The organism is Edaphosphingomonas laterariae (genome assembly GCF_900188165.1).
GTDB classification, from domain to species: Bacteria; Pseudomonadota; Alphaproteobacteria; order Sphingomonadales; family Sphingomonadaceae; genus Sphingomonas_E; species Sphingomonas_E laterariae.
This window is the reverse complement of the sequence record NZ_FZOS01000002.1, coordinates 105,325-120,276: the sequence shown is the minus strand read 5'-3', so window position 1 is coordinate 120,276 and position 14,952 is coordinate 105,325. Positions and strand designations below refer to the sequence as shown.

The following is a 14,952-nucleotide window of genomic DNA, read 5'->3' as shown; positions in this document are numbered from 1 at the left end:
TGGCCAACGACGGCGGGTTATCGGGAGGCGGATAGGGTATTCGGAGAGCCGCTTTGTCGGGGTAAGCGGACGCTTGCTCAATGAGCATCTTCGAGGTTGTCGACAACGATGCCCTGCCGGAAACTGAACGCGCCGGTATAGCTATCGCCATCCCAGCCCTCGATTTTATAGCGAATGCCTGCCTGGAGCGGCTTGGCCTTGACTATTTCGGCCATGCCGCCGCGAGGCACTGAGCCATAGATTATCGGAAAGTTATTCTCGCACGGATCGTGGATATACCGATCCGCATCCAATTTCCAAACGACCTCACCAGTCTCGCTCGTCACAACGAATCTCGAAAAACATCCGGCACCTTTGTCTTTCATAGGAACAAAGGCGATCTTCCCGTTCAATTCGATTGCCTTCAGCTCATATTGATAGCTGCAGCCAGTGAGTGACAGCGCGATAGTTAAAATGACCGTGAATTTTAGGTGCATGTAAGTAAATTATGCTGCACCTCGAGCGTCTGCAATGTCGGCGTGTCCTGACAGGCAGGTTTCAGGCGGAAACCATCGACGGCGGCCTCGGTTAGAAGCAGTCCGCGATGCGTAGGCCGCCGGCCGGAACACCTTGCGGAAGGTGAGGTTGATGCGCGCGCGTCCGGTCAATGGGTGCGTGCCATCCGGTATGGGATCGACCCCGTGAAAGGCAAAGCGCGCCGGCCCGCCCCACACCACCGCATCGCCATGCGCCAGCCGCAGCCGGCGCGGCCGATCCCCGCGCCGCGCGCCACCCCACAGGAAGGTCGCCGGCAGGCCGAGCGAGATCGAGACGATCGGCGCCGTGCGATCCTGTTCGTCGCGATCCTGATGGAGCGACAGGCGCGCGCCGGGCGCATAATGGTTGATCAGGCAGCAATCGGGCGCGAAGCCCGCAAAGCCGGCCGCGTCGGCCGCTGCCCCGGCCAATTCGGCGAAGACAGGCGGCATCGCCGGCCATGGCTGCCCGCTTTCGGGGTCGATCGCATCATAGCGATAGCCGCGCCGATCGCTCACCCAGCCGACGCGGCCGCAATTGGTCATCGCCACCGACATGCGCCACCCGCCCGGCGTGACGAGATGGCGGAGCGGCGCCTGCGCCACGATGCGCGCCACGGCGTCCAGCAATGCGCCCGCTTTGTCGGCCGCGAAGCCGCCCAGCACCATCGCGCCGGGCGCCAGCACCAGATCGCGCCGATCATCGTCGAACAGATCGGTGGCCATCGCCTCATGCCGCGTCATGGAAGATGATCCCCAGCATATGGCGCAGCCCATCCCGCACCGTACTCACGCCGTGGCGCATGGCGACGCGATAATCGCCGCGCCCACCCGCCACCGGCCGCTGGTTGACCGCGAAGATCACGAGATCGCCTTGCGCGAGCGGCACCACCTCGACCCGCGATTGCATGCGCGGGCGCTGTTCGGTCAGCACGAACTCGCCGCCGGTAAAATCCACGCCCGGCCTCGACAGCAGCAAGGCCGCCTGCAGCGGAAAGACATGCTCGCCATACAGATCCTGATGCAGGCAATTATAGTCTCCCGGGCCATAACGCAGGATCAGCGGGGTCGGCCGCGCCTGCCCTGCGGTATGGCAGCGCGCGATGAAATCCGCATGGGCGGGCGGGAAGCTTGCCGCCATGCCCATCCGCGCCTGCCAGCGATTGGCGATCGGCGCCAGCCGTGGATAGAGCGCGGCCCGCAACGCGCCCACCGCACCCGGCAAGGGATAGCCGAAATAGCGATAGGCACCCCGGCCGAAGCCATGGCGCGCCATCACCACCTCGCTACGGAATATGCCGTCCTGATCGTAGAGCGCGGCCAGCCCGGCACAGGCATTCGCGTCGGCCCGCACCGGCAGCACCGCCCAGCCCCGCGCGTCGAGCGCGCCGGCCACCGCTTCCCAATCCACGGCGTCGAGCCGCGCTTCCAGTTCGTCCTGCATCGCCGCGTCCTGCCGCAACGCCACGGGCTTCGCATCCCGCAGCTTGCGTTCAAACGGCCGATACCTCCTATCGGGCGCGTTTCCCTTTCAGGCTGAAAAGATCGTCGCGTCGGTGCGCGGATCCTGCCCGTAACGGTTGGGGCCGCGCGTGCCTTCGATGCACATGAAGTAGAGCAGCACGAACACGCCGATAAAGGGAATGAAACCCAGCAGCAGCAGCCAGCCCGATTTGTCGAGATCGTGCAGCCGGCGCACCTGCACGGCGAGCGCGGGGACGAACATCACCAGCATGTAGAGCAGGAACAGCGGCAAGACGACGCCCAGCATCGTCGGCGGCTCATTGGTCGGCGCGGCCAGCAGCGCGCCGATGATCGGCACATAGAGCAGCAGCCCGATGGTCGCGTGCAGCAGTGCGAACATCCAATATTCCCTGCGGCTCGAACGGCCGCCGAAATCTGCATATCGCTTCAGCGGCAGCAGCATCCATTCCATATCAGTCCCCTTGGCAAACCCTTGGTCCGGCGCAACACCGGCCATGATCGCTGGTTGGACGAGCCCGCGTCGCCGGACGACGGTGCCGCGACGGGCAGCGCCACAGCGGGTTCCAAACAGGCGGCGTTTCGACGAAACTGCATCCAGCTTCGACGAACGTGCGATTGGCGGGTGACGGCGCCGATGCATGTTCCTATAATGTTCCAAAAAAGGATTCGCCGGAAGCAATGCACGGGCCTGCGCGATGACGCGGAAGATCATCCATATCGACATGGACGCCTTCTTTGCCTCGGTCGAACAGCGCGATCGGCCCGAATTGCGCGGGTGCCCGGTGGCGGTTGGCGGATCGAGCGCTCGCGGCGTGGTCGCGGCGGCGAGTTACGAGGCGCGGCGCTTTGGCGTGCGATCGGCCATGCCGTCGGTCACGGCGGCGCGGCGCTGCCCCGATCTGGTGTTCGTGCCACCCCGCTTCGACGTCTATCGCGCGGTATCGCGCCAGATCCGCGCGATCTTCGCCGAATATAGCGAACTGGTCGAACCGCTGTCGCTCGACGAAGCCTATCTGGACGTCAGCGCCAACCGCCGGCAACTGCCCTCGGCCACCGCCACCGCGCAGGAAATCCGCGCGCGCATCCTCGCCGAAACCGGGCTCACCGCGTCCGCCGGCATCTCCTACAACAAGTTTCTCGCCAAGATCGCGTCGGATCAGAATAAGCCCAACGGCCAGTGCGTGATCACGCCGGCGCAGGGCGCGGCGTTCATCGCGGCACTGCCGGTCGCCAAATTTCACGGTATCGGCCCGCGCACCGCCGAAAAACTCAACCAGCTCGGCATCTTCACCGGGGCGGACCTGCGCGACAAGGATATGGATTGGCTGCAGCAGCGCTTCGGCAAATCGGGCGCCTGGTATCACGCCATTTCGCGCGGGATCGACGAACGCGCGGTCACGCCCGATCGCCCGCGCAAATCGAGCGGATCGGAAACGACCTATTTCAACGATCTCGTCACCAATGGCGCGGTGGAAGATGGCGTGCGCGCCATGGCGGACGAGGTGTGGGACTGGTGCGAACGCACCCGATCCACCGCGCGCACCGTGACGGTGAAGGTGAAATATGCCGATTTCCAGCAGATCACCCGCAGCCGCACCATCGCCGGCCCGATCGCCGATCGCGCGCATCTTCACGTGCTGGGGGTGGAACTGGTCCGCAGCATCTTCCCGCTGGCCAAGGGCGTGCGCCTGCTTGGCGTCACCCTGTCCAATCTCGAGGATGCGGCCGCCCCCGCCGATCGCCAGCTCGCCTTCGTCCTCTGACCGCGTTCAGCGCCGCTGCGGCCTGATGTGGAGCACGCCGATCCCGTCGGGTAGGCGCACCGCGCGATAGGAACGGGCCCTGGCATAAGCGATCAGCCCGGCATCGGGCGCGATCGAGAATTTGCGCGTGCCGGCTTCATAGCCGGTGAGGATCGCCGCCGGCGGTGCGCGGTCGAGCGCTGCGAACAAGGTCCCCGCGGTGAGCACGCGAAACCGCTCGGCATCGCGCGGGCTGACCAGCGCGCCGCTGCGATAGACGAACGGCCCGGTGGCGAAGCGCGGATCGACCGGATAGCCGCTGTCCACCAGCCGCTCGGGCGAAAGGCTGGCGACCGGCCCGGTCAAACGCTGTGCGCGCAACGCATCGCCGATCCATTCCGCCTGATCGTCCACCACCACCGCCGGCGCGCCATGCGTCGCCGCGCGCAGCATCGGCCAGCCCGCCTTGGCGAAACCGAACAGCGCGAAAAGACCCAGCACCGCCAGCGCGATCGCGCGGCCGCGCCGGCTGGCGATGGCGGCAAGCGCCGCGCCCAGCGCGATGAACAAGGGCGGCATCAGCGGCATCAGATATTGGCGCTGCACCGGTGTCGGCAGATAGGCGCCGATCAGCCCCGCCAGGATCAGCGCGATCAGCAGGCGCTGCTCCAGCGAAAAACCCGCCAGCTTTTCGCCCCGCCAGCGCCGCACGCCATCCCAGCCGACCAGCGCGAGCGCCGCCACCGTCGGGCCGAGGATCGCAAAATAGGCAAGGTCGCCCAGCTTGCCCGACGGCGCGAGGCGATAATGCAGGCCGTTGGCGCGATACCAGTCGAACGGCGCGGTCGAACCGAAGGTCAGCGTGCCGTAGATGAAGGCATCGGGCCCGGCGAGATAGCCGATCGCCATCGGCACCAGCCCGGCCAGCCCGCCGCAACCAAAAGCAAGCACCGCCGCCACGCCGATCCGCCGATCGCGAACATGGGCCAGCAGGAACAAGCCGGCGACGGCGAGCGGCGGGGCGAAGGACAGTTTGGCACTCGTCGCCAGCCCGAACAGCAGGCCCGCCGCCGCCCACCAGCCATATTCGCCCCGGCGGATGCCGGTCAGCGCCGCCAGCAGGCCCAATGCGAGCAGCATCGTCGGCGCCATATCGTTGCGCACCACGGCGGCGGTGAACTGGAATGCGTCGCACCCCGCCATCAGCACGGTCGCGGCCAGCGCGGGCCATTTGCCAATGCCCAGACCGCGCTGCGCGGCATAGACGGCGGCCAGCGCCACCAGCCCCATCGCCGCGCTAGTCATGCGCAGCGCGATGAAGCTGTCACCGGCAAAGGCCCACGCCACCGGCGCGAGCAACCAGGCATGAAGCGGCGGCTGCAACGACAGGAAATCGCGGAAGATCAGGCTCTGGCCGCTCAGCACGGCGGCGGCGACATATTGGCTTTCGTCATGGTTCAGCGGCGCCGCCAGCGCGCGCGCCACCAGCCAGCCCGCAACCAGCAGGAAGCAGGCCGGCACGATCCAGACCCCCGAACGCGCTGACGCGCGTTCCCCAACCCCGAATTGCAAGCAGCGCGTCCCTTCGCCCGACATGGGTTCACCGGGGTTTGCCGTTAGCGCGCAAAAAATACAGTCCCATGTCATCGAACCGAAAAACGGACGCGATAGGCCGCCCGATATGTTCGGCAGCAAGATTGAAGCGGCGGGCGAATCCGCCATCGGCGATGGCGCCCCCCGGCGCGTCGCCCTGTTCATGTTCGATTTCGCGCTGACCGGCGTCGTCCGCAACGGCGTTCGAATCGCCAATGCGCTGGCGGCGGATGGCCATGACGTCCACCTGATCGTCAGCCGCGAGGATGGGCGCGACCAGCATGATCTCGACAGCCGGGTCCGCGTCGTCGCACTGCGCCCGGCCGGCACGCGCCTGCCACGATCGCTGGCGCTGGCCGGCGATCTGCTGGCGTTGCGCGCGCGGATCGCCGCGATCGGGCCGCAAATCCTCGCCTCGCTGGGCAATCACGGCCATCTGCCGGTCGCCATCGCCAGCGCCGGGCTTGCCCATGTCCGCCGCGTCTATCGCATCAGCAACGAACTGCATCGCCCGGGCGATGGCCCGCTCCGCCGACTCCAGCGCCGCGCGACGATGGGGATCATCTCCAAGGGCGCCGATCGCCTGCTCCTCGTTTCGCGCCATTTGGCCCGCAACCCCGCCTTTATCGGCGCGCGCGAACGCGGTGTCGTGGCGGTCGTCCCCAATGGCGTGCCGGCCGATACGATTGCGCGCGCCGCCGCATCCGGCCCCTGCCCGCACCCGTGGCTGGCTGGCGGCGGAGAGCCCGTCGTGGTCGCGATGGGTCGCCTTGTCGCGCAGAAGAATTTCGCCACGCTGGTCGAAGCCGTCGCCATCGCCAACCGGGTACGATCGACCCGGCTGCTGATCCTTGGCCACGGAACGGCGCGGGCGCGCGAACGGCTGGTCGCGATCGCGCAGGATCATGGCATCGCCGATCGCGTCGATCTGGTCGGCGCGATCGGCAACCCTTTCCCTTATCTGCGCCGCGCAACCGCCTTCGCGCTCCCCTCATTATGGGAAGGTGCCTCGAACGCCCTGCTGGAAGCGCTGGCCTGCCGCGTGCCGATCGTCGCCTCGCTGACCGCCGGCAATGCGCAGGAGGTGCTTGGCCACGGCCGCTTCGGCCTGCTGGTCGAGCCGATGGACACCGAAGCGATGGCGCAGGCCATCCTGTGGCAGACCGGACCGGATCGCGTCTGCCCCGGCGATCGCGCGCGCGATTTCGACGCGGAGGCCGCGATCCGGGCAAGTTGCTCCGCGCTGCTCGGCGCGCTCGTCACCCCACCGCCCCGCCGTGCGCGCCTGAAGCCCAGCACGCGCCCGTCACCGCAAAGCTAGCGCCGCCGCATAGTCAGGCCCGCAAACTAGGCCACCGCCCGCACGGCGCGCACCACCGCGCTTTCGCCCAGATCCGCCGGATCGGCATGGGCGGCGTAAAGCAGCCCCATCTCGCGCACATGATCGAACCCCGCCAGCCGGGCCCGCACTACGCCGGGCGCGGCATGGCGATCGGGCATCACCGTCACCCCCAACCCCGCCGCCACCAGCGCCAGCGCGCGATCGTCGTTCGTGGTTCGCGCCGCGAAGAAGGGGCGCACGCCCCGCGTCGTGAAATGGTGGCTGGTTTCCGCCAGCACCTCGCAATTGCGGCGCACGATCATGACATTATCGGCCAGCGCCTCGGCCGCGATCACCGCTTCGCCAGCCAGCGGATGCGCCTGCGGCAGCGCCAGGCCATAGCCTTCCTGCCACAGGGGTTCGCGCGCATAGCGGTCGTTGTCCGCGCGCAGCAGCGTCAGCGCCGCGTCGATCCGCCCGCGCGCCAGCCGGTCGAGCAGATCGCGCTCGCGCCCCTCCACGATTTCCACCTGCTCGTCGCCCGCGCCCCGCGCCGCCACGATCGCGGCCAGTTGTGCGGTCGGCATCGTCGCCAGCACGCCCAGCCGCACCGTCCGCCGCGCAGGCTGCCCCGCCACAGCCGCTTCCGCCAGGTTGAACTCGGCCTCGATCCGCCGGGCGTGGACGGCGAAATGGGCGCCGGCCGGGGTCAATTCCACGCGGCGGTTCGTGCGATGGAACAAGGGCCGCCCCAGCGTGCGTTCCAGCTTCGCAATGCCGACCGACAGGGTGGGCTGCGAAACATTGCATTGTTCGGCCGCACGGCTGAAATTGCCATGGTCGATCACGGCGAGGAAATAGCGCAGCAGATAGCGGTCTATCATAGATGATATCTATGGCATGACCCGTGCGATTTCAATTTTGCCGGGAATGCGCGGGCCTGTAGATGGACCGGCGATCATCGAGAGGAGAAGGCGTTGGCCGACAATCTGGATTTCGCACTGGGCGAGACGGCGGACATGATCCGCGACACCACGGCCCGCTTTGCCACCGATCGCATCGCGCCGCTGGCCGCGAAGATCGACGCCGAGGACTGGTTCCCGCGCGATCTGTGGCCCGAAATGGGCGCGCTCGGCCTGCACGGCATCACCGTCGAGGAAAAGGATGGCGGGCTCGGCCTCGGCTATCTCGAACATGTCGTGGCGCAGGAGGAAGTGGCCCGCGCCTCGGCCTCGATCGGCCTTTCTTATGGCGCGCACTCCAACCTTTGCGTCAACCAGATACGACGCTGGGGCAATGCCGAGCAGAAGGCGCGCTATCTGCCCAAGCTGATCTCGGGCGAACATGTCGGCAGCCTTGCCATGTCCGAATCCGGCGCCGGATCCGATGTCGTGTCGATGAAGCTGAAGGCCGAGAAGAAGGGCGATCGTTACGTCCTGAACGGCACCAAATTCTGGATCACCAACGCCACCTATGCGGACACGTTGGTCGTCTATGCCCGGACGGGCGACGGCAGCCGCGGCATCACCACCTTCCTGATCGAAAAGGACATGACCGGCTTTTCGATCGGCCAGAAGATCGACAAGGTCGGCATGCGCGGTTCGCCCACCGCCGAGCTGGTTTTCAACGACTGCGAAGTGCCGGAAGAAAATGTGATGGGCCCGGTCGGCGGCGGGGTCGGCGTGCTGATGTCCGGCCTCGATTATGAGCGCACCGTGCTCTCCGGCATCCAGCTCGGCATCATGCAGGCCTGCCTTGATGTCGTGCTGCCTTATGTGCGGGATCGCAAGCAGTTCGGCCAGCCGATCGGCGCCTTCCAGCTGATGCAGGCCAAGGTGGCGGACATGTATGTCGCGCTCAATTCGGCCCGTGCCTATGTCTATGCGGTCGCCCGCGCCTGCGATGCGGGCAAGACGACGCGTTTCGACGCGGCCGGCGCGATCCTGCTCGCCTCCGAAAATGCCGTGAAGGTGGCGCTGGAGGCGGTGCAGGCGCTTGGCGGCGCCGGCTATACGAAGGACTGGCCGGTCGAACGCTTCATGCGCGACGCGAAGCTCCTCGATATCGGCGCCGGCACCAACGAGATCCGCCGGATGCTGATCGGCCGGGAGCTGATCGGGGCATGAGCGCGCCCGCCCTCTCCACCGCCATCGACGTCGCGTCGGAAGCCTTCGCCGCCAACGCCACCCACAATCGCGCGCTGGCCGATGAACTGCGCGCGCGGGTGTCGGCCGCCGCGCTCGGCGGGTCCGAATCCTCGCGTAGCCGGCATACGGCGCGCGGCAAGCTGCTGCCGCGCGATCGCGTCGAACGGCTGCTCGATCCCGGCTCGCCCTTTCTGGAAATCGGCCAGCTCGCCGCCTGCGACCTTTATCAGGGCGAGGTGCCCGGCGCGGGGCTGATCGCCGGCATCGGCCGCGTTTCGGGCCGGCAGGTGATGATCGTCTGCAACGATGCGACGGTGAAAGGCGGCACTTATTATCCGATGACGGTGAAGAAGCATCTCCGCGCGCAGGAGATCGCCGAACAGAACCGCCTGCCCTGCATCTATCTGGTCGATAGCGGGGGCGCGAACCTGCCCCATCAGGCCGAGGTTTTCCCCGATCGCGAGCATTTCGGCCGTATCTTCTTCAACCAGGCCAATATGTCCGCCAAGGGCATCCCGCAGATCGCCTGCGTGATGGGCAGTTGCACCGCCGGCGGCGCCTATGTGCCGGCCATGTCCGACGAAACCGTCATCATCCGCAATCAGGGCACGATCTTCCTCGCCGGCCCGCCGCTGGTGAAGGCCGCAACGGGCGAGGTGATTTCGGCCGAGGATCTGGGTGGCGGCGATCTCCATGGCCGCAAGTCCGGCGTGGTCGATCATGTCGCCGAAAATGACGAACATGCGCTGACCATCGTCCGCGACATCGTCTCGACGCTCAACACCACGGCGAAGATCGACATCGACGTGGCCGAACCGCGCCCGCCGAAATTCGAGCCGCAAGAGCTTTACGGCCTGATCCCCAATGACGTGCGCGCGCCTTATGACGTGCATGAAGTGATCGCGCGGATCGTCGACGGGTCCGAGTTTCACGAGTTCAAGGCGCTCTATGGCCCGTCGCTGGTCTGCGGCTTTGCCCGCATCTGGGGGATGCCGGTGGCGATCCTCGCCAATAATGGCGTGCTGTTCTCGGAAAGCGCGGTCAAGGGCGCGCATTTCATCGAACTGGCCTGCCAGCGCCGTGTGCCGCTGCTTTTCCTTCAGAACATCTCCGGCTTCATGGTCGGCGGGAAATATGAGGCGGAGGGGATCGCCAAGCACGGCGCCAAGCTGGTCACGGCCGTCGCCACCGCCACCGTGCCCAAGATCACCGTGCTGATCGGCGGCAGCTTCGGCGCCGGCAATTACGGCATGTGCGGCCGGGCCTATTCGCCCCGTTTCCTGTTCACCTGGCCCAACAGCCGGATCAGCGTGATGGGCGGCGAACAGGCCGCATCGGTGCTCGCCACCGTCCACCGCGATGCCGACAGCTGGACGGCGGAGGAGGCCGAAGCCTTCAAGGCGCCAATCCGCCAGCGTTACGAAGATGAAGGCAATCCCTACCACGCCACCGCGCGGCTGTGGGACGACGGCGTGATCGACCCCGCCCAGACCCGCGACGTGCTGGGCCTCGCCTTCGCCGCCACGCTCAACGCCCCTATTCCCGAACGCCCCGCGTTCGGCGTGTTCCGGATGTGATGATGACCAAGGACCGCCTTTTCCTGCTCGACAGCCGCTTTTCCGACGATGCGCTGCCCGGACGCAGCTTCTACTGCAAGGATTGCATCACGGTCGAAGGGCTGCTGGCCGCCTTTCCGGACAAGGCCGCCAATCTCGACGTGATCCGCATCCCCTATCCGCGCCCGCGCGCGCTGGTGGTGGAGGCGCTGGGCGCGGAAAACCAGAACCTGCCCGCGCTCGCTTTCGATGAAGGCGGCTTCGTCAACGAGATTGAGGCGCTGCTCCATGCGCTCCACACCCGCCATGGCTTCCCGGAGCGCCATCCATGATCCGCTCGCTGCTGATCCCCAATCGGGGCGAGATCGCCTGTCGCATCATCCGCACCGCGCGCGCGATGGGGATCCGCACCGTCGCGGTCTATTCGGATGCCGATGCGAACGCGCTCCATGTCCGCCAGGCGGACGAAGCGGTGCATATCGGCCCGTCGCCGGCGCGCGAAAGCTATCTGGTCGGTGACAAGATCATCGCCGCCGCCAAGGCGACGGGCGCGGAGGCGATCCACCCCGGCTATGGCTTCCTTTCCGAAAATGCGGCCTTCGCGCAGGCGGTGATGGATGCGGGGCTGATCTGGGTCGGCCCCAACCCGTCCAGCATCACCGCCATGGGGCTGAAGGATGCCGCCAAGAAGCTGATGGCCGATGCCGGCGTGCCGGTGACGCCCGGCTATCTGGGCGAAGATCAGTCGCCCGATCGGCTGCGATCCGAAGCCGATGCGATCGGCTATCCCGTCCTGATCAAGGCGGTGGCGGGCGGCGGCGGCAAGGGGATGCGCCGCGTCGACCGGACGGAGGATTTCGCCGATGCGCTCCTCTCCTGCCAGCGCGAGGCCGCGTCCTCCTTCGGCGACGATCGCGTGCTGATCGAGAAATATATCCTGTCGCCCCGTCATATCGAGGTGCAGGTGTTCGGCGACACCCACGGCAATATCGTCCACCTGTTCGAACGCGATTGCTCGCTCCAGCGCCGCCACCAGAAGGTGATCGAGGAAGCCCCCGCCCCCGGCATGGACGAAGCGACGCGCGAAGCGATCTGCGCCGCCGCCGTCCGCGCGGCCAGGGCGGTGGATTATGTCGGCGCCGGCACGATCGAATTCATCGCCGATGCCTCGGATGGCCTGCGCGCCGACCGCATCTGGTTCATGGAGATGAACACCCGCCTTCAGGTTGAACATCCGGTCACCGAGGAGATCACCGGCGTCGATCTGGTCGAATGGCAGTTCCGCGTGGCGTCGGGCGAACCGCTGCCGAAACGCCAGGACGAACTCAGCATCAATGGCTGGGCGATCGAGGCACGTCTTTATGCCGAAGATCCGGCAAAGGGGTTTCTGCCGAGTCCCGGCCGCGTCGACCGGCTCCTATTTGATTATCGCGCCCGCGTGGAATCCGGCGTCGAGGAGGGCGACCGCGTCACATCATTCTATGACCCGATGATCGCCAAGGTGATCTGCCACGGTTCCAGCCGGGAGGAAGCGCGGGCGCAGCTTCTACACTGGCTGGACAGCAGCTTCGTCGGCCCTTTGCATACCAACAAAGGCTTTCTGCATGCCTGCCTGACGCTCGACGCTTTCGCCAAGGGCCAGGTCGACACCGGATTGATCGAACGAGCCGGCGACGCGCTGACTGCCGCGCCCGAGCCATCACCGCTCGCGCTTGCAGCGGCCGGCGATCGTTTCCGGCGTGATTGGCTCGACGAGGGCGACTGGGACCAACGTGCGTTTCACGAAGGCATGTTCGGCTTCCGGCTGAATGCGCAACCACGGCTGAGCGTCGACCTGTTTGCGGAAGGCAAGGGTTACGAAGTCACCGCGACCCAACAAAAGCGTTCGACCGGCCTGTGTTCGGATCGTGAAAGAGATGGCACCATCGTCGTCACCGAGCACGGACATAGCCATTTCTTCACACTAACGCCGCCGGTTGCGGCCGGTGCCGGGGGCGCCTCCGACGGCTCCATCCTGTCGCCCATGCCCGGCCGCATCGTCTCGGTCGACGTGGCCGAGGGGCAGGCCGTCGCCAAGGGGCAGAAGCTTCTCGTGCTCGAAGCGATGAAGATGGAGCAGGCGCTCACCGCCCCCTTCGACGGCATGGTCGCCGATCTGAAGGCGGTGGCCGGCGCGCAGGTGGCGGAAGGCGTCACGCTCGTCCGCGTCGAAAAAGCGGGCTGACCTTCGCCATCCGTTAACATTGGCCGTGGCAAGCAAGCGATCAACAAATCGAAAGCAGGGGATGGATAGTGGCTGGGCGTTGGTATGAAGACTGGAAGGTTGGCGATCGGATCACGCATGAAATCCGTCGCACGGTCACCGAAACCGACAACCTGCTTTTCTCGACGATGACATATAATGCCCAGCCGATGCACATCGATGTCGAGGCGGCAAGGGCCAGCGAGTTCGGCCAGATCCTCGTCAACGGCACCTTCACCTTCGCCTTGATGGTCGGCCTTTCGGTTCAGGAAACGACGCTCGGCACGCTGGTCGCCAATCTCGGCTATGACAAGCTGGTCATGCCGAAGCCCGTGTTCATCGGCGATACGATGCGCGCCGAAACCGAGGTGGCGGACCTGAAGGACAGCCGTTCGCGCCCCGATGCCGGCATCGTCACCTTCCGCCACGAACTGTGGAACCAGCGTGACGAAGTCGTCTGCCGCTGCCTGCGCATGGCGCTGATCCGCCGGCGCCCGGACAGCTGATCCTCAGTCGTCGATATTGCGGCGGTAGGTTTCGGGCAGGAACAGCAACCCCGCCACCAGCGTGATCGCGGCGACGACGATCGGATACCATAGCCCGTAATAGATATCGCCCGTGGCGGCGACCATCGCGAACGCCGTCGTCGGCAGGAAGCCGCCGAACCAGCCGTTGCCGATATGGTAAGGCAGCGACATCGATGTGTAGCGGATGCGGGTGGGGAACAGTTCCACCAGCAACGCCGCGATCGGGCCATAGACCATCGTCACATAGAGGACGAGGATGGTGAGGATCGCCACCACCATCACCTTGTCGATCGCGGCGGGATCGGCCTTGGCCGGATAGCCCACGGCGTCGAGCGCGGCCTTCAGCTGCCCCTGGAAGTCCGCGATCGCCTCGCCCCGGTGCGGCCCGGCGGCAAGATCCGGATCGACCGACGCGATCGCCATGTCGCCGATCCGCACCTGCGCCACGCTGCCGGCCGGCGCGGCTTCGTTGGTGTAGGAAATACCGGCCTTGGCCAGATAGGATTTGGCGATATCGCAGGATTTGCTGTCGAACCGGTTGCGCCCCACCGGATCGAACTGCACCGAACAATCGGCGGGATCGGCGATCACCACCACCGGCGCGCTCGCCTGCGCGGCGTGCAGCGCCGGGTTCGCCGCCTTCGAAAGCGCCTCGAACAGCGGGAAATAGGTGAGCGCGGCCAGCAGGCAGCCGGTGAGGATGATCGGCTTGCGCCCGATCCGATCGGACAGCCAGCCGAAGAACACGAAGGCAGGCGTCGCCAGCGCCAGCGCGATCGCCGTCAGGATATTGGTGGTCGCCCCATCCACCTTCAGCGTCTTTTCCAGGAAGAACAGGGCGTAGAACTGGCCGGTGTACCAGATCACCGCCTGCCCGGCGACCGCGCCGACCAGCGCGATGATGACCACCTTGAGGTTGCTCCACTGGCCGAACGCCTCGGTCAACGGCGCCTTCGACGTCCGCCCCTCCTCCTTCATCTTCTTGAAGACGGGGCTTTCGTTGAGCTGCAGGCGGATCCACATCGACACGGCAAGCAGGATGATCGAAACGAGGAAGGGCACGCGCCAGCCCCAATCGGCGAACGCCGCCTCGCCCACCAGCGTGCGCACGCCGATCACCACCAGCAGCGCGGCGAACAGGCCCAGCGTCGCCGTGGTCTGGATGAAGCTCGTGTAAAGCCCGCGCCGATGGTTGGGCGCATGTTCGGCCACATAGGTCGCCGCCCCGCCATATTCGCCGCCCAGCGCCAGCCCCTGCAACAGGCGCAGCAGCACAAGGGCGATCGGCGCCGCCACGCCGGCCGTGGCATAGCTTGGCAACAGGCCGACCAAGAAGGTCGAAACGCCCATGATGCCCATGGTGACGAGGAAGGTGTTCTTGCGGCCAACAAGATCGCCGATCCGGCCGAACACCAATGCGCCGAACGGCCGCACGGCGAAACCGGCGGCAAAGGCGGCCAGCGCGAAGATGAAGCCCGTGGTCTCGTTCACGCCCGAAAAGAACTGGGCGGTGATGATCGTGGCGAGCAGGCCGTAGAGGTAGAAATCATACCATTCGAACACCGTGCCGAGCGACGAGGCCGCGATCACCAGCTTTTCGCTCTGCGTCGCTTCATGATGCTTGGCCACGTCGTTCGGCAGGCTCGCCATCCGTCTCTCCCCTATGTGGCGCCTCGTCCGCGCGCCTTGTGGGAGCCATGGCTAGCCGGAAAATATCTGGGTGGCGATGGCTTTCGGAAGCTTGTGGTGGACGTGATGGCCGATCGCAGGGCCGATATCGGAACCGCCGTTAAGCGTTCTCCGGCCACGCAGCTTCGCCAAAGG

14 protein-coding genes are annotated in these 14,952 nt (G+C 66.3%); 7 read left to right on the top strand and 7 right to left on the bottom strand.

From position 1 onward, the window contains the following. Positions 1-77 precede the first annotated feature (77 nt). From CHB74_RS02970 to CHB74_RS22755, 4 genes are all read right to left on the bottom strand, one after another. Positions 78-476, bottom strand: a complete 399-nt coding sequence (locus CHB74_RS02970; RefSeq protein ID WP_089218125.1) for a hypothetical protein — start codon at positions 474-476, stop codon at positions 78-80. Positions 477-485: 9 nt separating this feature from the next. After that, positions 486-1,259 (bottom strand): DNA oxidative demethylase AlkB, encoded by a 774-nt coding sequence (alkB, locus tag CHB74_RS02965; RefSeq protein WP_089218124.1) that lies wholly within the window; start codon positions 1,257-1,259, stop codon positions 486-488. Further along, the gene (locus CHB74_RS02960) at positions 1,246-1,959 is read right to left on the bottom strand and encodes a 2OG-Fe(II) oxygenase (protein ID WP_089218296.1); all 714 of its coding nucleotides are present in this window, start codon (positions 1,957-1,959) and stop codon (positions 1,246-1,248) included. Before CHB74_RS02960 ends, alkB begins: the two co-directional genes overlap by 14 nt. 87 nt (positions 1,960-2,046) lie before the next feature. Next, positions 2,047-2,451 carry a DUF805 domain-containing protein gene (locus CHB74_RS22755; RefSeq protein ID WP_089218123.1) on the bottom strand — a complete coding sequence of 135 codons (405 nt, stop codon included), beginning with the start codon at positions 2,449-2,451 and terminating at the stop codon, positions 2,047-2,049. A gap of 244 nt (positions 2,452-2,695) precedes the next feature. Between CHB74_RS22755 and dinB the strand changes: the two genes are divergently transcribed. Then, positions 2,696-3,763, top strand: coding sequence for a DNA polymerase IV (gene dinB / locus CHB74_RS02950; protein WP_089218122.1), 1,068 nt, complete (start codon positions 2,696-2,698; stop codon positions 3,761-3,763). Between the two features lie 6 nt (positions 3,764-3,769). On the opposite strand, the gene CHB74_RS02945 is transcribed toward dinB, so the two are convergent. Next, on the bottom strand, positions 3,770-5,314 hold the full coding sequence (locus CHB74_RS02945; RefSeq protein ID WP_179220693.1) for a glycosyltransferase family 39 protein: 1,545 nt from the start codon (positions 5,312-5,314) through the stop codon (positions 3,770-3,772). 109 nt (positions 5,315-5,423) lie between these two features. On the opposite strand from CHB74_RS02945, the gene CHB74_RS21525 reads away from it, so the two are divergent. Beyond that, positions 5,424-6,656 (top strand): glycosyltransferase, encoded by a 1,233-nt coding sequence (locus tag CHB74_RS21525; protein WP_179220692.1) that lies wholly within the window; start codon positions 5,424-5,426, stop codon positions 6,654-6,656. Between the two features lie 26 nt (positions 6,657-6,682). Here CHB74_RS21525 and CHB74_RS02930 read toward each other — a convergent pair whose 3' ends face one another. Continuing rightward, on the bottom strand, positions 6,683-7,540 hold the full coding sequence (locus CHB74_RS02930; protein WP_089218120.1) for a LysR family transcriptional regulator: 858 nt from the start codon (positions 7,538-7,540) through the stop codon (positions 6,683-6,685). Between the two features lie 135 nt (positions 7,541-7,675). On the opposite strand from CHB74_RS02930, the gene CHB74_RS02925 reads away from it, so the two are divergent. The 5 genes from CHB74_RS02925 (at position 7,676) to CHB74_RS02905 (ending at position 13,107) form a co-directional block, all read left to right on the top strand. Continuing rightward, positions 7,676-8,782 carry an acyl-CoA dehydrogenase family protein gene (locus CHB74_RS02925; protein WP_089218294.1) on the top strand — a complete coding sequence of 369 codons (1,107 nt, stop codon included), beginning with the start codon at positions 7,676-7,678 and terminating at the stop codon, positions 8,780-8,782. Continuing rightward, entirely contained in the window at positions 8,779-10,380 is a 1,602-nt protein-coding gene (locus CHB74_RS02920; RefSeq protein ID WP_089218119.1) for a carboxyl transferase domain-containing protein, read from the top strand. Before CHB74_RS02925 ends, CHB74_RS02920 begins: the two co-directional genes overlap by 4 nt. Beyond that, on the top strand, positions 10,380-10,691 hold the full coding sequence (locus CHB74_RS02915) for a DUF3088 family protein (RefSeq protein WP_089218118.1): 312 nt from the start codon (positions 10,380-10,382) through the stop codon (positions 10,689-10,691). The genes CHB74_RS02920 and CHB74_RS02915 overlap by 1 nt, the downstream gene beginning before the upstream one ends. Continuing rightward, the gene (locus tag CHB74_RS02910) at positions 10,688-12,583 is read left to right on the top strand and encodes an acetyl/propionyl/methylcrotonyl-CoA carboxylase subunit alpha (RefSeq protein WP_089218117.1); all 1,896 of its coding nucleotides are present in this window, start codon (positions 10,688-10,690) and stop codon (positions 12,581-12,583) included. The genes CHB74_RS02915 and CHB74_RS02910 overlap by 4 nt, the downstream gene beginning before the upstream one ends. Positions 12,584-12,651: 68 nt before the next feature. Then, positions 12,652-13,107, top strand: a complete 456-nt coding sequence (locus CHB74_RS02905) for a MaoC family dehydratase (protein WP_089218116.1) — start codon at positions 12,652-12,654, stop codon at positions 13,105-13,107. A gap of 3 nt (positions 13,108-13,110) precedes the next feature. Here CHB74_RS02905 and CHB74_RS02900 read toward each other — a convergent pair whose 3' ends face one another. After that, entirely contained in the window at positions 13,111-14,778 is a 1,668-nt protein-coding gene (locus tag CHB74_RS02900; RefSeq protein WP_089218115.1) for an MFS transporter, read from the bottom strand. Positions 14,779-14,952 lie beyond the last annotated feature (174 nt).